19 protein-coding genes, 2 tRNA genes and 1 rRNA gene are annotated in these 20131 nt (G+C 58.7%); 9 read left to right on the forward strand and 13 right to left on the reverse strand.

Annotated elements, in window-relative coordinates; translation table 11 throughout:
• The first annotated feature begins 57 nt into the window (after positions 1-57).
• Entirely contained in the window at positions 58-1059 is a 1002-nt protein-coding gene (locus QZH45_RS01590; protein WP_024778476.1) for an LLM class flavin-dependent oxidoreductase, read from the forward strand.
• 52 nt (positions 1060-1111) lie between these two features.
• On the opposite strand, the gene QZH45_RS01595 is transcribed toward QZH45_RS01590, so the two are convergent.
• Both QZH45_RS01595 and QZH45_RS01600 read right to left on the reverse strand, forming a co-directional pair.
• A complete protein-coding gene (locus QZH45_RS01595; protein ID WP_024778477.1) occupies positions 1112-1333 on the reverse strand; it encodes a DUF1161 domain-containing protein in 222 nt (73 codons plus the stop codon).
• Positions 1334-1448: 115 nt separating this feature from the next.
• The gene (locus tag QZH45_RS01600) at positions 1449-1664 is read right to left on the reverse strand and encodes a dodecin (protein WP_024778478.1); all 216 of its coding nucleotides are present in this window, start codon (positions 1662-1664) and stop codon (positions 1449-1451) included.
• A gap of 170 nt (positions 1665-1834) precedes the next feature.
• Here QZH45_RS01600 and QZH45_RS01605 point away from each other — a divergent pair, with 170 nt between their 5' ends.
• Entirely contained in the window at positions 1835-2161 is a 327-nt protein-coding gene (locus QZH45_RS01605) for a DUF883 family protein (RefSeq protein ID WP_024778479.1), read from the forward strand.
• Here QZH45_RS01605 and QZH45_RS01610 read toward each other — a convergent pair.
• A complete protein-coding gene (locus QZH45_RS01610) occupies positions 2158-3051 on the reverse strand; it encodes a LysR family transcriptional regulator (protein ID WP_055135858.1) in 894 nt (297 codons plus the stop codon). The genes QZH45_RS01605 and QZH45_RS01610 overlap by 4 nt on opposite strands.
• 112 nt (positions 3052-3163) lie before the next feature.
• Here QZH45_RS01610 and trpB point away from each other — a divergent pair, with 112 nt between their 5' ends.
• Positions 3164-4396 (forward strand): tryptophan synthase subunit beta, encoded by a 1233-nt coding sequence (gene trpB, locus QZH45_RS01615; protein WP_024778481.1) that lies wholly within the window; start codon positions 3164-3166, stop codon positions 4394-4396.
• On the forward strand, positions 4396-5208 hold the full coding sequence (gene trpA / locus QZH45_RS01620; RefSeq protein ID WP_024778482.1) for a tryptophan synthase subunit alpha: 813 nt from the start codon (positions 4396-4398) through the stop codon (positions 5206-5208). Before trpB ends, trpA begins: the two co-directional genes overlap by 1 nt.
• 60 nt (positions 5209-5268) lie before the next feature.
• Here trpA and QZH45_RS01625 read toward each other — a convergent pair whose 3' ends face one another.
• The 10 genes from QZH45_RS01625 to QZH45_RS01670 all read right to left on the reverse strand — a co-directional run bounded on the left by QZH45_RS01625 (position 5269) and on the right by QZH45_RS01670 (position 15092).
• Entirely contained in the window at positions 5269-7230 is a 1962-nt protein-coding gene (locus QZH45_RS01625) for a DUF4105 domain-containing protein (protein WP_024778483.1), read from the reverse strand.
• Positions 7227-7547 (reverse strand): DUF2388 domain-containing protein, encoded by a 321-nt coding sequence (locus QZH45_RS01630; protein WP_003187020.1) that lies wholly within the window; start codon positions 7545-7547, stop codon positions 7227-7229. The genes QZH45_RS01625 and QZH45_RS01630 overlap by 4 nt, the downstream gene beginning before the upstream one ends.
• A 26-nt stretch (positions 7548-7573) precedes the next feature.
• The gene (locus QZH45_RS01635; protein WP_053191898.1) at positions 7574-7882 is read right to left on the reverse strand and encodes a DUF2388 domain-containing protein; all 309 of its coding nucleotides are present in this window, start codon (positions 7880-7882) and stop codon (positions 7574-7576) included.
• A gap of 107 nt (positions 7883-7989) precedes the next feature.
• Entirely contained in the window at positions 7990-8307 is a 318-nt protein-coding gene (locus QZH45_RS01640; RefSeq protein ID WP_024778485.1) for a DUF2388 domain-containing protein, read from the reverse strand.
• A gap of 327 nt (positions 8308-8634) precedes the next feature.
• Positions 8635-8850 (reverse strand): DUF1127 domain-containing protein, encoded by a 216-nt coding sequence (locus tag QZH45_RS01645; protein WP_024778486.1) that lies wholly within the window; start codon positions 8848-8850, stop codon positions 8635-8637.
• Positions 8851-9174: 324 nt separating this feature from the next.
• A complete protein-coding gene (locus QZH45_RS01650; protein ID WP_055135857.1) occupies positions 9175-10668 on the reverse strand; it encodes an acetyl-CoA hydrolase/transferase family protein in 1494 nt (497 codons plus the stop codon).
• Between the two features lie 198 nt (positions 10669-10866).
• Positions 10867-12303 carry an NAD(P)(+) transhydrogenase (Re/Si-specific) subunit beta gene (locus QZH45_RS01655; protein ID WP_024778488.1) on the reverse strand — a complete coding sequence of 479 codons (1437 nt, stop codon included), beginning with the start codon at positions 12301-12303 and terminating at the stop codon, positions 10867-10869.
• Entirely contained in the window at positions 12303-12623 is a 321-nt protein-coding gene (locus QZH45_RS01660; protein WP_003220416.1) for an NAD(P) transhydrogenase subunit alpha, read from the reverse strand. Before QZH45_RS01660 ends, QZH45_RS01655 begins: the two co-directional genes overlap by 1 nt.
• 15 nt (positions 12624-12638) lie before the next feature.
• Positions 12639-13760 (reverse strand): Re/Si-specific NAD(P)(+) transhydrogenase subunit alpha, encoded by a 1122-nt coding sequence (locus tag QZH45_RS01665; RefSeq protein WP_024778489.1) that lies wholly within the window; start codon positions 13758-13760, stop codon positions 12639-12641.
• Positions 13761-14195: 435 nt separating this feature from the next.
• Complete coding sequence (locus QZH45_RS01670; RefSeq protein WP_024778490.1) at positions 14196-15092, reverse strand: LysR family transcriptional regulator; 897 nt, start codon at positions 15090-15092, stop codon at positions 14196-14198.
• Between the two features lie 157 nt (positions 15093-15249).
• Here QZH45_RS01670 and QZH45_RS01675 point away from each other — a divergent pair, with 157 nt between their 5' ends.
• The 5 genes from QZH45_RS01675 (at position 15250) to QZH45_RS01695 (ending at position 20087) form a co-directional block, all read left to right on the forward strand.
• Positions 15250-16431, forward strand: coding sequence for an acyl-CoA dehydrogenase (locus QZH45_RS01675; protein ID WP_024778491.1), 1182 nt, complete (start codon positions 15250-15252; stop codon positions 16429-16431).
• A 13-nt stretch (positions 16432-16444) separates the two neighbouring features.
• Positions 16445-17665 (forward strand): CaiB/BaiF CoA transferase family protein, encoded by a 1221-nt coding sequence (locus QZH45_RS01680; protein WP_024778492.1) that lies wholly within the window; start codon positions 16445-16447, stop codon positions 17663-17665.
• A gap of 641 nt (positions 17666-18306) precedes the next feature.
• Positions 18307-19843, forward strand: a 16S ribosomal RNA gene (locus tag QZH45_RS01685).
• Between the two features lie 65 nt (positions 19844-19908).
• Positions 19909-19985 (forward strand) — tRNA-Ile (locus QZH45_RS01690).
• 26 nt (positions 19986-20011) lie between these two features.
• A tRNA-Ala gene (locus tag QZH45_RS01695) sits at positions 20012-20087 on the forward strand.
• Positions 20088-20131 lie beyond the last annotated feature (44 nt).

Consider the following 20131-nt stretch of genomic DNA (forward strand, 5'->3'; position numbering starts at 1 on the left):
CCTACTGAAAACGGCAGGCTTTTGCCCGCAGGAAAGCCCCGTTGGAGACGCCGGCCCATGAAACAGCTGTCCGAAGTGAAATTCTCAACCCTCGACCTCGTGCCTGTACGCGCGGATGGCAACGCCGCCCGCTCCTTGCGTAACTCGCTGGATCTGGCGCAGCACGTGGAAAAATTCGGCTACACCCGTTTCTGGGTGGCTGAGCACCACAACATGGATGGCATTGCCAGCTCCGCGACGGCGGTGTTGCTGAGTTATCTGGCCGGTGGTACTTCGACCATTCGTGTCGGCTCCGGCGGGGTGATGTTGCCCAACCATGCGCCGTTGATCATCGCCGAGCAGTTCGGCACCCTGGAAAGCCTCTTCCCGGGTCGGATCGATCTGGGACTGGGTCGTGCACCCGGTTCCGATCAACTGACCGCCCGGGCCTTGCGTCGTGAGCGCTCCGGTAGCGCCGACGACTTCCCTGACGACGTGGCCGAGCTGATGCGCTATCTCGGCCCGCGCACGCCTGATCAGCGCATCATCGCCATGCCCGGCACTGGGACCAACGTACCGGTGTGGTTGCTGGGCTCCAGCCTGTTCAGTGCGCAACTGGCCGGTGAACGCGGTTTGCCCTACGCCTTTGCCTCCCATTTCGCGCCGCGCTATATGCATGAGGCGATTCGCATCTATCGCAACCATTTCAAACCGTCGGCGGTACTCGACAAACCCTACGTGATGCTCGGCGTGCCGTTGGTGGCAGCGGATACCGATGAGCAGGCTGATTATCTGGCGACCTCGGTGTATCAGCGGATCCTTGCGCTGATGCGCGGCCAGAGTCTGGTGCAGCGTCCGCCCGTCGAAACCATGAACGGTCTCTGGTTGCCTCATGAGAAAGAAGCGGTGGGCGATTTCCTTGGCCTGGCGATGGTCGGTGGTCCGCAGAAGATCCGCGCCCGCCTCGAGGTGCTGATCGAGCAGACTCAGGCCGATGAGCTGATTTTCACCAGCGATCTGTATGAGCATGCCGACCGTTTGCGTTCATATGAATTGTTGGCGCAGGTCATGAAGGGCTGAATCGTGCCCATGAAAAGCCGACGCATGCGTCGGCTTTGACATTCGAGCAGCATCAGCGCTTGTAGACGATTTCCTTCGTACCACCCTCACATGTACCGACGACCTTCCCATCACTCGCCGTACCTTTATCGACTATTTCCAGCGAATAACCTGACACCTGCTTGGCATCAAGCTTCGCTGCAATTTCGTTTTTCAACTCCTCGCAGGGCTTGCCGGCGGCAAATACAGAACCGGCAAGGCTCAGCAAACCTACAGCAACCATCAACTTTTTCATCGCTCGCACTCCTTGGTCGGATCAATCAGGCTGGTATCAAACAGGAGGGATGCGCTTACCGGATAGCGCATCGCCATTCCTATGGCACTCCGCCAGCCTGCAAGTTCCAGGCACCTCAGCTATTTGCGATCCGGAACCCGACCTTTAGGGTCACCTGAAAGTGCGCGGCCCGGCCGTTTTCAATATGCCCGCGGGTTTCGGTGACTTCGAACCATTCCAGGTGCTTGAGGCTTTTGCTGGCTTCGGCCAGGGCGTTATTGATGGCGTCTTCTATGCTGGTGGAGGACGAGCCGACCAGCTCGACCTTTTTGTATGTGTGATGATCTGTCATGACGTTCTCCAGGGTTATCTCTGGCCGCTTGGTTATCAAAAAGCCTAGCAGTGATTTTTCGCCTTACATGTGGTGCCGTTCATGCGCTGAAGTTCAGATTTACTGCACTTTCAGAAACGGTGGCAGTCCCAACTTTCACACGCACTCAACCACTGCAGGAGAGAACCATCATGGCCAGCAATTCATTACGCAAAGCCTCGTTGCAAAGCATGGAAGCGGAAATCGAGAATCTGCTCAAGTCGCTGGAAAGCCTGAAGGACGACGCTTCGGACGAGTCGCGTAAGACCCTCAAATCGCTCAAGGCAAACGCCGAAAATGCATTGAAGCATTCCCGTCATCTGCTCAGCGATGCGTATGAAGAGGTCAAGGTGAAAACCCGCGAAACCGGGCTCGCCACACGCGATTACGCTCAAGAGCACCCTTGGACGACCGCCGGTGTCGCGGTCGGGGCTCTTGGTCTGTTGGCCGCTTATCTGCTGTGCAAGCGCGGTGATTAAGCCGGTTGGCTCAGCTCATGCCTGAGCCACTGGGCCAGTTGCCGGGCGCGGCCGTCCGCGGCGCGCTTGGGTAGCCACAACGCCAGTCGCGCCGGGGTTTCGCCGAAGCCCCATGGCGCGACGAGGCGTCCGGCACGCACATCCTCGGCCACCAATGGCTCGGGAGCGATGGCCACACCCAGCCCAGCTACCGCGGCCTCCAACAAATAATACAAATGCTCGAAACCCTGGCCGAATTTCAACGCCTGGGGATCGAGGTTGTTCTGCCGTGCCCAGGTCGGCCAAGCTTGAGGACGCGACGTGGTATGCAGCAACGACTCGCCCAGCAGCGCATCGACCGGGGCGCCGTTCAGGTCGACGAAACCGGCGTAACGCGGGCTCATGACCGGGCCGATCCGCTCGCTGACCAACTCGTACACCTGCATGTCTGCCGGCCAGGGCGGCTCGGCAAATACCAGCAAAGCGTCCAGCCCTGGGCGCCTGGGGTCCAGATCGCCTTCGCCGGCGGACAGATGCAAGCGCAAGTCCGGCAGATCGGCATTGAGCCGGCCCAGGCGAGGAATAAACCAGCGTGCCAACAGGCTACCCGAACAGCCCAGTACAAACGGAGCATCCGCCGTGCGTTGGGTCAGCTCGGCGCAGACAGTGCGTAGCCGCTCGAAAGCCTCGGCGCTGGCATCGCGTAGGCGCAGGCCCGCATCTGTGAGTTTCAGGCCGCGTCCATCCTTGACGAACAGGCTGACACCCAAATGCTCCTCCAGCAACTTCAACTGTCGGCTGACCGCGCCATGGGTGACGTGAAGCTGTTCGGCCGCCTGGCTTACGCTGTTCAGGCGAGCAGTGGCTTCGAAGGCACGCAAGGCGTTGAGCGGGGGAAGATCATGGCTCATGGTATCTGTGAGTTTTCCTGACAGGTTGCGGCGATCTTATCGGTTTTCAGGGCGAGATGTCAGGGGTAGAGTGAGCCTCATTGTCTTCTCATGCATTTGCCTGGAGCGTTCCATGACCCAGTCTACGACCCCTTTCAACCTGCGCAGCGGTCCCGACGCCAACGGCCTGTTCGGTGCGTTCGGCGGCCGCTATGTGGCCGAAACCCTCATGCCGTTGATCCTCGATCTGGCCCGTGAATACGAAGTCGCGAAGGAAGATCCGGCGTTCCTCGAGGAATTGGCCTACTTCCAGCGGGACTACGTCGGTCGTCCGAGCCCGCTCTACTTCGCTGAACGTCTGACTGAATACTGTGGTGGCGCGAAGATCTATCTCAAGCGTGAAGAGCTGAACCACACTGGCGCGCACAAGATCAACAATTGCATTGGTCAGATTCTGCTGGCGCGGCGCATGGGCAAAAAACGCATCATCGCCGAGACCGGCGCCGGCATGCATGGCGTGGCCACTGCCACCGTGGCCGCACGTTTCGGCCTGGATTGTGTAATCTACATGGGCACCACCGACATCGAGCGCCAACAGGCCAACGTGTTCCGCATGAAATTGCTTGGCGCCGAGGTCATTCCGGTGGTCGCCGGTACCGGGACCCTGAAGGATGCCATGAACGAGGCGCTGCGCGACTGGGTCACTAACGTCGACAGCACGTTCTACCTGATCGGCACCGTGGCTGGCCCGCACCCGTATCCGGCCATGGTTCGTGACTTCCAGGCAGTGATCGGCAAGGAAACCCGCGATCAACTGCAAGCACAAGAAGGTCGCCTGCCGGACAGCCTGGTGGCGTGCATTGGCGGCGGCTCCAATGCGATGGGCCTGTTCCACCCGTTCCTGGATGATAAGAGCGTCGACATCATCGGCGTCGAAGCGGCTGGTTATGGCATTGAAACCGGCAAGCACGCGGCGAGCCTGAACGGCGGTATCCCCGGTGTATTGCACGGCAATCGCACCTTCCTGTTGCAGGACGATGATGGCCAGATCATCGACGCTCATTCGATTTCCGCCGGCCTCGACTACCCGGGGATCGGTCCGGAACACGCCTGGTTGCACGACATCGGCCGTGTCCAGTACACCTCGATCACCGATACCGAGGCTCTGGACGCCTTCCACAAATGCTGCCGCCTGGAGGGCATCATTCCTGCGCTGGAAAGCTCCCATGCCCTGGCTGAAGTGTTCAAGCGTGCGCCGAACCTGCCCAAGGATCACCTGATGGTGGTCAACCTGTCCGGCCGTGGCGACAAAGACATGCAAACCGTGATGCACCACATGGAACAGTCCCAGCAGGAGAAACACTGATGAGCCGCCTGCAAACCCGCTTTGCCGAACTCAAGCAACAGAATCGCGCCGCCTTGGTGACTTTCGTGACCGCTGGCGACCCGAACTACGACACTTCGCTGGCGATCCTCAAGGGACTGCCTGCGGCCGGTGCCGATGTGATCGAACTGGGCATGCCGTTCACCGATCCGATGGCCGATGGCCCGGCGATCCAGTTGGCGAACATCCGTGCGTTGGGAGCCCAACAGAACCTGGCGAAAACCCTGCAGATGGTTCGCGAGTTCCGTAAAGGCAACACCGAAACACCGCTGGTGCTGATGGGCTACTTCAACCCGATCCATCGTTATGGGGTGCAGCGCTTCATTGGCGAGGCGCTGGATTCCGGCGTTGATGGTCTGATCGTGGTGGACATGCCGCCCGAGCACAACGGCGAACTGTGCGATCCGGCCCAGGCTGCGGGCCTGGACTTCATCCGCCTGACCACACCGACCACTGATGATGTGCGGTTGCCGACCGTGCTCAATGGCAGCTCGGGCTTTGTGTACTACGTGTCTGTGGCGGGTGTGACCGGCGCCGGTGCCGCGACGCTCGAGCATGTGGAAGAAGCCGTGGCGCGTCTGCGTCGCCATACCGATCTGCCGATCAGCATCGGTTTTGGTATCCGCACGCCGGAGCAGGCCGCCGCCATTGCTCGGTTGGCCGATGGCGTGGTGGTAGGCTCGGCGTTGATCGACCATATCGCCAGCGCCGAGACCTCGGAGCAGGCTGTCGATGGTGTGCTGAGCTTGTGCGCCGCCTTGGCTGACGGTGTGCGTAAGGCGCGCGTGAGCTGATTTATTGCTGAAAAAAAGGGTTCAGAACCAAGTTCTGAACCCTTTCTTATGCCTGGGACACTAGGGCAATTCCAACCCACCGCTCGCCTTGTGCAGCTTGCGCAAATGCTCACCAAGCTCCTTGACGTTGGCCTCGCTCGCGGCGATTTCAGCAGCGCGGCTAGGCTCGAGCAGCGCCCGGACTTCCTTGTCCAGATCTCCCGTCAGTGTTTGAAGCTGTTTCTGGCGCAGGCTGCTTTCCGATTCCAGTCGCTGCCACTCGCTGGGTTGTGGCAACCCGTAGCCGCTACTGCCCAGCAACTCCGCGGGGCGGCTCAGGAAACCGCTGTTGGCGAGGATCTGTTGCAGCGTCGCGTTGGCCCGTTCCATGCCTCCGTTCTGCAATTCCCGGGCACCGAGGTAACGTTGTTTGACTTCATCCTGGGCCAGCAGCAGTTGCCGGCGATAACTGGCCTGTTCCAGCAGCAGCAACGCTGCGCTGGTGCGCAGGTCGGCCTGTTCGAACCAGACACGACGCTCGGCGGCATCCAGGGCCAGCCAGTCCTCCACCGATTGTTGTTTGATCGGCAGGTACTTTTTCAGCACATTGAACATCGCCTGATATCGATCGCGAAATGAGTCGAAGCGGTAGCCCAGGCGCAGGGCTTCCTTGGGATCGTCCAACACGCTGGTATCCGCCAGGCCCCGCCCCTTGAGCACTTCCAACAATCCGTTGGGCATGATGCTGTCGAGGCCCTTGAGTTGCTCGTTATTGCTGCCGCTGCGCAGCAGCTTCAAGCTCTCTACCGCGCAGTTATTGGACAGGAAGTAATAGTTGCCGTCGTAGCTCCAATGCATTTCGGCGGCATGTTCGACCGTCTCCTCAATCTCGGTCCGTGACAGGTTCAGCGGCACGGACGCCAGGCTGCGCAGTTCAGTCTTGGTGTATTCGTCGATCACCTGGGCCAGCGGCAATACAAACAGGCGCGACGGGTACTTGCCCACCAGGCCATCCCAACTGGACAACTGCACATCACCCACGAAGGCGCGGTACGAGAGAACCAGGTGTTGGTCCAGATCCAATCGGCAATCCGGCCCACGTGGTCGGCCGGGTGCGCAGATCACCAACCGGAGCATGCTGTGCCCCCAGCGGCTGACCCAATTCTGGTTGGCTTCGGCCAATAGGTAATCGATGGCGTAGACCCGTTCCGGGTCGACCTTGCCCAGTGGGGTCCTGGCGAAGTCGTTGCCGGCATTGAGGAAGGCGAACGACTTGGCGCAGGTGTCCTTGGCGGGTGGAGCCCACCCAAAGTGTTCCTGGTAATAGCGGTACAGCGCGGGCCTTCGGCAGGCATAGCTCGGGTCGAGGAGAAAGTACTCCATATTGACCGCAACGAATTCCTTGGGGCTGCTGGTCTCGTAGAGATCCGGACTGCGGGCGACCTGGCGGTTGTGCTGCTCCCGTTCGCCGCGACGACCGACGTACTGCGGCCAGCCGGCCAGGTCCAGCAGGCGGGGATCGTCACTGAGGGTGAAGCGGCGGTCGTTCTGGCCCCGACACTCATCTGGAAGGCCGATCAGCCCGGCGCTGCTGTGGCGTCGCGTGCAGCGCTGGATCAACGCGCGCTCGGCATCCGGCCATAAACGCGCGCGGTCGTAGATGTGGGTCAGTTCATGCAGGACGGTGGCGAGCATTTCCCGCCGCACGGTGCCGTGGGGACGATGAGTCTTCTGGGTAGCGGCGCTGCCGTCCGTGAGGCTGTCGAGCAGATTGCTATTGAGATCGAGCTGCGACACCAGCGAGGCTTGGCCATAGGCGTTGGCGGGCATCTGGTCGGTCCAGCCGACATCGATACGACGGTTCAGTTGCTCGATGAAGCGTGGCGGCAAGGCTGCCATGGCTTCATCGAGCAGTGCCTGGCTGGCTTGCTGCTGCGCGGGGCTCAGGCCTTCGCCGTTGAGGTGCAGTCGCAGGCCGGCCTGGACAGTGCCGCCCATGAGCAGCAGGACTCCGGCCGCCAGCCAGGCGGCGAGCCGCCTCACAGTGCGAGGATGGCTTCGGCGAGGACCTGGTCACTGGCATCGCGGGCTTCCGGCACGCGGGTACGCAAGGTATCAAAGGCGGCTTCGAGGTGAGCTCCGCGGATTTCACCGTTGCTGGCGACGAAGCTGGCGGCATCGTCATGGGCTTCGCGGACGATTTTCGAATCACGGATGGAAGTGGTGGTGTCGGAGGTGAAATCGATCGTGCGCTGCGAGGCGCGAACGATGATGTTACTGGTGGCTACCAGGGTATGTGCCTGGGCCACATCGGCCAATACCAGCAGGCCTAGGGCGGCAGCAATCAGCGGGCTACGCATGGAACGACTCCGGAAAGTAGGGATAACTATTGGACGAGAATTGCCTGTGCCAGTTCAAGGTCGCTGACATGAAGTTTTGGCTGGGTCTGGCGTAGATAAGCCAAGGCCGACTCCAGTCGTGCGCCTCGCAACTGTCCGTCACTGGCAACGAACGCCGCTGCGTCATCGCGAGCGGCGACGATCAGTTTATGGTCGAAGGGCGCGGAGGTCACCATGCTCGTGGCATAACCGCTCACAACCACCTGTTGGGTGGATACATCGAAGGCATGAGCCGAAACGGACCAGCAGGAAGCGACCAGGAACAAAGCGATAGGCAGATCTGAAATAAAACGCATGGCACTCGACGGTTGATGGCGAACCTGAAGGCTAGCGCAAACCGTCGGGCCAGAGCCAGCGCTGAAACATCGGGATTACCTTCGGCAGCCCGATGTTTCATGTTGGATCAGATCACCAGGATCGCCTGGGCCAACTGTGCATCGGTGGCGTTCAATTGCGGTGCCTGCTGGCGGATCAGATCGAGGGCACTTTCCAGCTTTACGCCACGGATAGCGCCTTCGCTGGCGACGAAACTGGCGGCATCGTCACGGGCTGCCTGGACAATTTTGTTGTCCCGCAGCGACGAAGTCGCATCAGATGACGCGTCAGACGTGGCCTTGAGCGCCCCCACGATGGAGTCGGTGGTGACGATGAAGCTACTGGCATTGGCCTGGGCGGCTACGGCCAGCAAGGCTGCAACGCTGAGCAGACGAAGACGGATCATGATGAGGCTCCTTGGATGATGGGAATGCCGATTCTTGTTGCGGGAAAGGAGGCGCCTGTCCGACTCGCTTCGCCACGCTCGACTGGATAGTAAGTCAGATCGCGAAGCAGGACAGCTTCGATATGGACGTCCTTTCTTGCGCTTTTTGGATGCAGGTTGAACTGTACCTGCAATAATTCATCTTATGGAAACTGTACCTATTCTGGAGCCAGCACCGAAATCCAGGCTCCGAAACGACAAGACCCGTCGCGGTTTCCCGCGACGGGTCTTGTTTGTTCAATTCGGTGCTGGCGGTGGACCCGATGGGTCAGGGCCAGCGACGCTGAGTTAGCGCCAGAACGGCTTGCTCAGCTCTTCGTAGCGTTGTGCTTCGCTGATACCAGCGTCAGCCAGCAGGCGGGCATCCAGACGAGCCAGTTGATGGCGGCTGGCGATGCGGCGCTGCCACAACATCAGGTTGGCAATAACGCGAAGAGGCAGGGAAGCTTGGTTTTTTGCAGCGTTGTCTTCGAAAAACAGCTCGGAACTGAGTGTACGTTCCATGGTTGACATCCTTCCGCTTATGGCGGGATTAGGTAGTGGTTTAACTTTAACTGGTGCCCATGATCCTCTCGTTTGGCCAGACACTGTAGATACAGTTCTCTAGTATTGTGCGCGACCAGTTAACTGTTAAAGGGTGGTGTACTGGTCTATATCGAGGCAACTGTACCTATCTGCACTGTTGTGGTGCAATTTGTGAAGGGGTGGAGGGTTGAACAGTAAAAATGGCCAGGAAAACACCGGTACAGCAGTACAGTTTTTGTAGGATCTGGCTGCGAGTCTTTGACCGATCCAAACTGTACGTGCTGTAGCGTTGTTCCAGCTGTATCAAACGGCCAACATACGCCCGGTCTCTTCCAGGTTCAGGTGCCAACTCAATGCTTCGCGCAGGATGTGCGGCGTATGCCCACCCAAGGCGCACGCCGCGTCAAAATACTCCTTCAAGGCCTGACGATAGGTCGGGTGCACGCAATGGTCGATGATCACCCGTGCCCGTTCACGCGGTGCCAGACCTCGCAGGTCGGCCAAGCCGACCTCGGTGACCAGGATATCGACATCATGCTCGGTGTGGTCCACGTGGCTGACCATGGGGACGACGCTGGAGATGGCGCCTCCCTTCGCGATCGACTTGGTCACGAAGATCGCCAGGTGCGCATTGCGGGCAAAGTCTCCTGAGCCGCCGATGCCATTCATCATCCGTGTACCGCAGACATGGGTAGAGTTGACGTTGCCGTACAGGTCGAACTCCAGGGCGGTATTGATGGCGATGATGCCCAGGCGGCGGACGATTTCAGGATGATTGGAAATCTCTTGTGGTCGCAGGACCAGTTTGTCCTTGTACTTCTCCAGGTTGGCGAACACATCGGCATTGCGCCGGCTCGACAGCGTGATGGAGCTGCCTGAGGCGAAGCTCAGTTTGCCGGCGTCGATCAGGTCGAAAGTGGAGTCCTGCAGTACCTCGGAGTACATGGTCAGTTCTTCGAAGGGCGAATCGATCAAACCGCACATCACGGCATTGGCAATGTTGCCGATACCGGCCTGCAGGGGGCCAAGCTTGTTGGTCATGCGCCCGGCTGCGACTTCCCGCTTGAAGAATTCGATCAGGTGATCGGCAATGGCCTGGGTGTCGTTGTCCGGTGGTGTGACGGTCGACGGTGAGTCGCCTTGGTCGGTAATGACTATGGCAGCGATTTTTTCCGGAGGGATCGGGATGGCGGTACTGCCGATACGGTCGTCGACTTTTACCAGTGGAATCGGCGTGCGGGTCGGGCGATAGGTTGGGATATAGATGTCGTGCAATCCTTCCAGGTCCGGGTTGTGGGCCAGGTTGATTTCAACGATCACTTGTCGGGCGAAGATGGCAAAACTGGCGGAGTTACCTACTGATGTGGTCGGGACGATGTGGCCTTGCTCGGTGATGGCGACTGCTTCGATCACGGCAATGTCAGGTAGCTTGAGTTGGGCATTGCGCAACTGCTCGACGGTTTCCGAAAGATGCTGATCGATGAACATCACCTCGCCTGCATTGATCGCCTTGCGCAAGGTGCTGTCGACCTGGAACGGCATGCGTCGAGCCAGCACACCGGCTTGAGTGAGCTCCTTGTCGAGGTCGTTACCCAGGCTGGCGCCGGTCATCAGGCTGATTTTCAGCGGGCTGACCTTGGCGCGCTCGGCCAGGGCGTGGGGGACTGCTTTCGCTTCACCGGCGCGGGTGAAGCCGCTCATGCCGACGGTCATGCCGTCCTCGATCAACAACGCTGCGTCGGCAGCGCTCATCACTTTATCCAACAAGGAAGGCAGGCGAATGCGGTCACGGTACATGAAGTGTTTTCTCGGGCTGGGAGCATGGATGCGCAGTCTAGTGAATTCGCGCCGTACCCGACCCGCGACAAAAGTCGCATTTTAGGCGTCTATTACGAGGGTTTCAGGCAAAACATCATTACCGGATCGGTAACATCGGGCCTTGATACAAATCAAAACGCCCCGACAAGTCGGGGCGTTTCAGTGAAGCAGAGAGCGTTATTCCACCGCTTTGACCATGTCTTCGATGACTTTCTTGGCGTCACCGAACACCATCATGGTCTTGTCCAGATAGAACAGCTCGTTGTCCAGGCCGGCATAGCCGCTGGCCATGGAGCGCTTGTTGACGATGATGGTCTTGGCCTTGAAGGCTTCGAGGATCGGCATACCGGCAATCGGCGATTTCGGATCGTTCTTCGCTGCCGGGTTGACCACGTCGTTGGCGCCAAGCACCAGGACCACGTCGGCCTGGCCGAACTCGGAGTTGATGTCCTCCATCTCGAACACCTGGTCGTATGGCACCTCGGCCTCGGCCAGCAACACGTTCATGTGTCCGGGCATGCGACCGGCCACCGGGTGGATCGCGTACTTCACGGTCACGCCATGGTGAGTCAACTTCTCGGTCAGCTCTTTCAAGGCATGCTGCGCCCGGGCCACCGCCAAGCCATAGCCCGGCACGATGATCACGGTATCGGCGTTGGTCAGCAGGAACGTTGCGTCATCCGCGGAGCCCGACTTCACCGGACGCGCTTCTTTCGAACCAGCCGGGCCCGCCGCATCGGCGCTATTGCCGAAGCCGCCCAGCAGTACGTTGAAGAACGAACGGTTCATGGCCTTGCACATGATGTAGGAGAGGATCGCACCGCTGGAGCCCACCAGGGAGCCGGCGATGATCAGCATCGAGTTGTTCAGCGAGAAACCGATACCGGCCGCGGCCCAGCCCGAATAGCTGTTGAGCATCGACACCACCACCGGCATGTCCGCACCGCCGATGGGGATGATGATCAGCACGCCCAGCACGAATGCCAAGGCCAGCATCAGGGCGAACGCGCCGAGGTTGCCCGTGACCATGAACGTCACGCCCAGTCCCAGCGTGGCCAGGCCCAGGATCAGGTTGAGCTTGTGCTGGCCGCCGAACTGCACCGGCGCCCCCTGGAACAGGCGGAACTTGTATTTGCCGGACAGCTTGCCGAAGGCGATCACGGAACCTGAGAAGGTGATTGCGCCGATCGCCGCGCCGAGGAACAGCTCCAGGCGGTTACCGGCCGGAATCGAGTCGCCCAGTTGCTTGACGATGCCCAGGGATTGCGGCTCGACGACAGCAGCGATGGCAATGAACACGGCCGCCAGGCCGATCATGCTGTGCATGAACGCCACCAGCTCCGGCATCTTGGTCATCTCGACGCGTTTGGCCATGATCGAACCGGCGGTGCCGCCGATCAGCAGGCCGACGATGACATAACCGATGCCTGCGGTGGCAAGCTCGGCCCCCAGCTTATAGATGAGGCCCACGGTCGTGGCGATCGCCAGCGCCATGCCGAGCATGCCGAACAGGTTTCCGCGACGGGATGTGGTCGGGTGCGACAGGCCCTTGAGGGCCTGGATGAAACAGATCGACGCGATCAGGTACAGCGTCGTTACCAGGTTCATGCTCATTACTTGGGCGCCTCTTCTTTTGCTTTCGGGGCTTTTTTCTTGAACATCTCAAGCATGCGGCGCGTCACCAGGAAGCCACCGAATACGTTTACGGCAGCCAGGGCCACAGCCAGGGTGCCCATGGTCTTGCCCAGCGGCGTCACGGTCAGCGCGGCGGCGAGCATCGCGCCGACGATCACGATCGCCGAAATGGCGTTGGTCACCGCCATCAAGGGGGTGTGCAGTGCAGGCGTTACGTTCCAGACCACGTGATAACCGACATAAATCGCCAGCACGAAGATGATCAGGTTGTAGATACCGGGGGAGATAAGCTCTTCCATTGTCTGAATCCCTGCTTAGGCGTTTTTGCGGATGACTTGGCCGTCGCGGCACATCAGGCACGCGGCGACGATGTCGTCTTCCAGGTTCACGTCGAACTGACCTTCCTTGGTGAAGACCAGCTTCAGGAAGTCCAGCAGGTTACGGGCGTACAGCGCCGAAGCATCGGCTGCGACTTCGCCGGCCAGGTTGGTCGGGCCGACGATGGTCACGCCGTTCTCGACAACCACCTGATCGGCCACGGTCAGCGGGCAGTTGCCGCCCTGGGCTGCCGCGAGGTCAATCACCACCGAGCCGGGTTTCATCTGTGCCACGGTTTCGGCGCTCAGCAAGGTCGGTGCCTTGCGGCCGGGGATCAGCGCGGTGGTGATGACGATGTCAGCCTGCTTGGCGCGCTCGTGCACAGCCTGGGCCTGGCGTTGCATCCAGCTTGCGGGCATGGGGCGAGCATAACCGCCGACACCGACGGCGCATTCGCGTTCTTCGTCGGTTTCATAAGGCACGTCGACGAACTTGGCGCCGAGGGATTCGATTTGTTCCTTCACTGCCGGACGCACGTCCGAAGCCTCGATCACCGCACCCAGGCGTTTAGCCGTGGCAATCGCCTGCAACCCGGCCACGCCTGCGCCGAGAATCAGCACGCGCGCCGCTTTCACGGTGCCCGCCGCCGTCATCAGCATCGGCATAAAGCGTGGGTAGTAGTGCGCGGCCAGCAACACGGCCTTGTAGCCGGCGATGTTGGCTTGGGACGACAGCACATCCAGGCTCTGGGCGCGGGAGGTACGGGGCGCCGCCTCGAGGGCGAACGCGGTAATGCCGCATTCCGCCAGCTTGGCGATGGTTTCGTTGTTGAACGGATTGAGCATGCCCACCAGAACGGTGCCGCTCTTGATCAGCGCCAATTCGCTATCGCTGGGAGCAACCACCTTGAGAATCAGTTCGGCCCCGAACGCGTCGCTGGCGTTGCCAATGGTCGCGCCGGCGGCTTCATAGGCACTGTCGATAACGCTGGCTTTGAGGCCCGCGCCGCTTTGAACAGTCACTTTATGACCTTGGCCGATCAGCTTCTTGATGGTTTCCGGGGTAGCAGCAACCCGTGTTTCACCCGTCTGGGTTTCGAGAGGAACACCAATGTGCACGTCAAATCTCCTGCGTGATCTTATTGAGTAAACCCATGCACTTCGGATGGTGCGGCTGGGGCGGCGGATCAGCACGATCCCGCCGAATCAGGCGGGGCGCGGCATTTTGCAGGCGAAAATACAGCCCTTCAAGGGATTATGACGGGTGACGAAAAATTAACTACAAGTCACCCTGTGACCGAATGTCGCAATCATCGGCCCTCAACCCTTGCAGGCCTTGCCTTTCCCGGATTCAGGCTCAAATTGATAAATTTCCCCATCGGTCAGATGAATGAGCCGTAATGAGCGGGGCGATGTGGCTCAAAGCCACGTATTTGAACGCTTCTGAGACTACTGTACTGATTTATGAACAGATTGACTGATTGCGACAAAAACTTATATCTGTAGCGCTTTTTATTAGCTTACTACCAGACAGCGTTGTGAATGATTTCCTTATTAATCAAGTAGATACCCTCTAGCTTGGCTCACCAGCCAATCACGAAAAGCCCGCAGAGACGCGGATTCGACCTTTCGTTCCGGGATCATCAGGTAATAGGCCTTGATGCTCGATAACGCATTGCTGTTGGCAACGACCAAGCGTTTTTCTGCCAATTCCCGCTGTATCAGGAAGGGCGGAATCAAGGCTATTCCCATGTCGTGCATGGCGGCTTGGGCAAGCATGGAGAATAGTTCATAACGCGGACCTGTCAGGTCGCGCGCAATGTTGAGGTCTTGCGCGTTGAACCACTGCCGCCAGGCATATGGACGGGTGGTCTGCTGGAGCAGAGGCAACTCGGCAATGGCTTGCGGTGTCAGGTTATTGCGGTCGCCCAGCAGTGCGGGGCTGCACACTGGCATGGGGTTTTCGCCCATGAGTTTGTGGGATTCGGTACCGGACCAGTCGGCGTCGCCAAAGTAGATGGCGGCGTCAAAGTCCGTGTCCGCAAACAGAAAGGGGCGCGTGCGGTTGGTCAGGTTGACGGTGACCTCTGGATGTTGCTGCTGGAAATCCTTCAGGCGAGGTAACAGCCATTGGGTTCCAAACGTGGGAACCACGGCCAGCTCGATCACGTTCGCGCCGGTGTGCCCCATCACCGAAAGCGTATCTCGCTCGACAGCGTCCAGTTGGGTGGCAACACGGCGGCTATAGGAAAGTCCTGCTTCAGTCAGCTTGACGCCGCGCCGCGAGCGTCGGAACAACTCCACGCTGAGAAAGTCCTCCAGACTGGCGATCTGTCGGCAGATCGCCCCTTGCGTGAGAGAAAGCTCCTGCGCGGCCTTGGTGAAGCTCTCATGGCGAGCGGCGGCTTCAAAGCTAACCAGTGCGGCAGTGCTGGGGATCTTGCGGCGCATGTACGGTGACCTCACTGATCGTTGGCATAAACAGCGATTCTGACGTTTACGGAGTGAGAAATTAGCACAAGCACATGCGTAATCGTCGTTTGCCCTCGTAGGAAACCGCGCCTAGGATCAATCCACGATTTTTCATTTGATTGGCGAGGATTTTTTCATGGCCGGTAAAGCGAGCTTCAACTGGATCGATCCACTGTTGCTGGACCAGCAACTCACCGAAGAAGAACGCATGATCCGCGACACTGCCGAGCAGTTTGCCCAGCAGAAGCTTGCGCCGCGGGTGCTGGAAGCGTTCCGTCATGAAAAGACCGATCCAGCGATTTTTCGTGAGATGGGGGAGGTCGGGCTTCTGGGCGCCACCATCCCCGAACAGTACGGCGGCAGTGGCTTGAACTATGTCAGCTATGGCTTGATCGCCCGTGAAGTGGAACGTGTTGACTCCGGGTACCGCTCGATGATGAGCGTGCAGTCCTCGCTGGTCATGGTGCCTATCAACGAGTTTGGTACTGAGGCCCAGAAACAGAAGTACCTGCCAAAGCTAGCCTCCGGTGAGTGGATCGGATGTTTCGGTCTGACCGAGCCGAACCATGGTTCTGACCCGGGCGCGATGCTTACTCGTGCGCGCAAAGTCGAAGGTGGCTACAGCCTGACGGGCAGTAAGATGTGGATCACCAACAGTCCGATAGCCGATGTGTTTGTCGTATGGGGCAAGGACGACGCCGGTGATATCCGGGGCTTTGTATTGGAGAAGGGCTGGAAGGGCCTGAGCGCGCCGGCCATTCATGGCAAGGTCGGGCTGCGGGCTTCCATCACCGGCGAGATCGTCATGGACAACGTGTTTGTTCCAGAAGAGAACATCTTCCCGGATGTGCGTGGTCTGAAAGGTCCGTTTACTTGCCTGAACTCGGCACGTTACGGCATTTCCTGGGGCGCCCTGGGGGCTGCCGAATTCTGCTGGCACACCGCCCGCCAATACACCCTGGATCGCCAGCAGTTTGGTCGTCCACTGGCGGCCACTCAGTTGATCCAGAAGAAGCTGGCCGACATGCAGACTGAAATCACCCTTGCTCTGCAAGGATGCCTGCGTCTGGGGCGCATGAAGGATGAAGGCACGGCGGCGGTGGAGATCACTTCGATCATGAAGCGCAACTCTTGCGGCAAATCCCTGGATATCGCGCGTATGGCGCGGGACATGCTGGGTGGCAATGGTATCTCCGATGAGTTCGGCGTTGCCCGTCATCTGGTGAATCTGGAAGTGGTGAACACTTATGAAGGGACTCACGATGTGCATGCGCTGATCCTCGGTCGTGCGCAAACCGGTATCCAGGCGTTCTATTAATAGGAGGACGGCCATGGGCGCGCTTTCGCACCTGCGGGTACTGGATTTATCGAGAGTCCTGGCCGGGCCGTGGGCCGGCCAGATACTGGCGGACCTGGGGGCGGAGGTCATCAAGGTCGAGCGCCCGGGCAATGGTGATGACACGCGCGCCTGGGGGCCTCCCTTCCTGAAGGATGGTCGTGGAGAAAATACGACCGAGGCGGCTTATTACCTGTCAGCCAACCGCAACAAGCAATCGGTCACCATCGACTTCACCCGGCCCGAGGGACAGAACCTGGTGCGGGAGCTGGCGGCCAAGTCCGACATCCTGATCGAGAACTTCAAGGTCGGTGGGCTCGCGGCATATGGCCTGGACTACGACTCACTGAAGACGATCAACCCGCGTTTGATCTATTGCTCGATCACCGGGTTTGGCCAAACCGGTCCTTATGCAAAGCGCGCCGGTTATGACTTCATGATCCAGGGGTTGGGGGGCTTGATGAGTCTCACCGGGAGGCCTGAAGGAGAGGAGGGGGCTGGGCCGGTGAAGGTCGGGGTTGCGCTGACTGACATCCTTACGGGGCTTTATTCAACTGCGGCCATCCTGGCGGCGCTGGCTCACCGCGACCAGGCAGGTGATGGTCAGCACATCGACATGGCATTGCTGGACGTTCAAGTGGCTTGCCTGGCCAACCAGGCGATGAACTACCTGACGACAGGCAATGCGCCGAAACGATTGGGCAACGCTCACCCCAATATCGTGCCTTATCAGGATTTTCCTACGGCTGATGGCGACTTCATTCTTACCGTGGGTAACGACGGCCAGTTCCGCAAGTTTGCTGAAGTCGCTGGTCAACCGCAGTGGGCTGATGATCCTCGTTTTGTAACGAACAAGCAGCGGGTGGCGAACCGAGCGGTGCTGATCCCATTGATTCGCCAGGCGACGGTGTTCAAGACCACTGCCGAATGGGTGGCCCAGTTGGAGCAGGCCGGCGTGCCATGCGGGCCGATCAACGATCTGGAGCAGGTGTTTGCCGATCCACAGGTGCGGGCTCGTGGGTTGTCGATAGAACTGCCCCATGCGTTGGCCGGTAAGGTGCCACAGGTCGCCAGCCCGATTCGCTTGTCCAGGACGCCTGTGGAATACCATCGTGCGCCGCCTTTGTTGGGGGAGCACACGCTGGAGGTGCTGCAACGTGTGCTTGGCTTGGATGAAGCGGCTGTAACTGCCTTTAAGGAGGGGGGAGTCATTTGAAACTTTCTTCTATATAGATGGGAAGCTTTTGGCGGGTGCAGACGGCGTTTTATCGGGTGTGTCGCAACGTATTGATAGAAAAGCGAAATTAAGGGTTGACGGCAGATTCTGAGTCTCTATAATTCGCCCCACTTCCGGCGCAGTCGAAACGGAAAACTCCTTGAGTTTCAATGAGTTAGAAGGTTTCAGGCGAGGCAGGGCTTCAGTTCATCGAAGTCGCGGAAGGAGTTGACAGGGCAGGTTGTCTGGCTCGGTTGACGGTTCGATCTTCTCGGTCGAAAGCGGTGAAAAAGAGGTGTTGACAGCAGCGGCTAACGCTGTAGAATTCGCCTCCCGCTAACGAGAGATCGAAAGCGCAAGTGGTTGAAGTTGTTGAGGTTTTGAAAAGCAAAACTTTGAAAACTTCCAAAATAACCGCTTGACAGATACACGGGGCGCTGTAGAATGCGCGCCTCGGTTGAGACGAAAGGCTCAACCCACCGCTCTTTAACAACTGAATCAAGCAATTCGTGTGGGTGCTTGTGGAGTCAGACTGCTAGTCAACAGATTATCAGCATCACAAGTTACTCCGCGAGAAATCAAAGATGTAACCAACGATTGCTGAGCCAAGTTTAGGGTTTTCTCAAAACCCAAAGATGTTTGAACTGAAGAGTTTGATCATGGCTCAGATTGAACGCTGGCGGCAGGCCTAACACATGCAAGTCGAGCGGTAGAGAGGTGCTTGCACCTCTTGAGAGCGGCGGACGGGTGAGTAATGCCTAGGAATCTGCCTGGTAGTGGGGGATAACGCTCGGAAACGGACGCTAATACCGCATACGTCCTACGGGAGAAAGCAGGGGACCTTCGGGCCTTGCGCTATCAGATGAGCCTAGGTCGGATTAGCTAGTTGGTGAGGTAATGGCTCACCAAGGCGACGATCCGTAACTGGTCTGAGAGGATGATCAGTCACACTGGAACTGAGACACGGTCCAGACTCCTACGGGAGGCAGCAGTGGGGAATATTGGACAATGGGCGAAAGCCTGATCCAGCCATGCCGCGTGTGTGAAGAAGGTCTTCGGATTGTAAAGCACTTTAAGTTGGGAGGAAGGGCATTAACCTAATACGTTAGTGTTTTGACGTTACCGACAGAATAAGCACCGGCTAACTCTGTGCCAGCAGCCGCGGTAATACAGAGGGTGCAAGCGTTAATCGGAATTACTGGGCGTAAAGCGCGCGTAGGTGGTTTGTTAAGTTGGATGTGAAAGCCCCGGGCTCAACCTGGGAACTGCATTCAAAACTGACAAGCTAGAGTATGGTAGAGGGTGGTGGAATTTCCTGTGTAGCGGTGAAATGCGTAGATATAGGAAGGAACACCAGTGGCGAAGGCGACCACCTGGACTGATACTGACACTGAGGTGCGAAAGCGTGGGGAGCAAACAGGATTAGATACCCTGGTAGTCCACGCCGTAAACGATGTCAACTAGCCGTTGGGAGCCTTGAGCTCTTAGTGGCGCAGCTAACGCATTAAGTTGACCGCCTGGGGAGTACGGCCGCAAGGTTAAAACTCAAATGAATTGACGGGGGCCCGCACAAGCGGTGGAGCATGTGGTTTAATTCGAAGCAACGCGAAGAACCTTACCAGGCCTTGACATCCAATGAACTTTCCAGAGATGGATTGGTGCCTTCGGGAACATTGAGACAGGTGCTGCATGGCTGTCGTCAGCTCGTGTCGTGAGATGTTGGGTTAAGTCCCGTAACGAGCGCAACCCTTGTCCTTAGTTACCAGCACGTTATGGTGGGCACTCTAAGGAGACTGCCGGTGACAAACCGGAGGAAGGTGGGGATGACGTCAAGTCATCATGGCCCTTACGGCCTGGGCTACACACGTGCTACAATGGTCGGTACAGAGGGTTGCCAAGCCGCGAGGTGGAGCTAATCCCATAAAACCGATCGTAGTCCGGATCGCAGTCTGCAACTCGACTGCGTGAAGTCGGAATCGCTAGTAATCGCGAATCAGAATGTCGCGGTGAATACGTTCCCGGGCCTTGTACACACCGCCCGTCACACCATGGGAGTGGGTTGCACCAGAAGTAGCTAGTCTAACCTTCGGGGGGACGGTTACCACGGTGTGATTCATGACTGGGGTGAAGTCGTAACAAGGTAGCCGTAGGGGAACCTGCGGCTGGATCACCTCCTTAATCGACGACAGCAGCTGCTCCATGAGCTCCCACACGAATTGCTTGATTCATTGAAGAAGACGATTGGGTCTGTAGCTCAGTTGGTTAGAGCGCACCCCTGATAAGGGTGAGGTCGGCAGTTCGAATCTGCCCAGACCCACCAATTACTGGTGCACCCTGTAGCGATACGGGGCCATAGCTCAGCTGGGAGAGCGCCTGCCTTGCACGCAGGAGGTCAGCGGTTCGATCCCGCTTGGCTCCACCATTACCGATTGGTGACCCTCGTTTAAAGCTTAGAAATGAGCATTC

The sequence above is a fragment of the Pseudomonas corrugata genome, from assembly GCF_050920615.1.
Lineage (GTDB): Bacteria > Pseudomonadota > Gammaproteobacteria > Pseudomonadales > Pseudomonadaceae > Aquipseudomonas > Aquipseudomonas corrugata.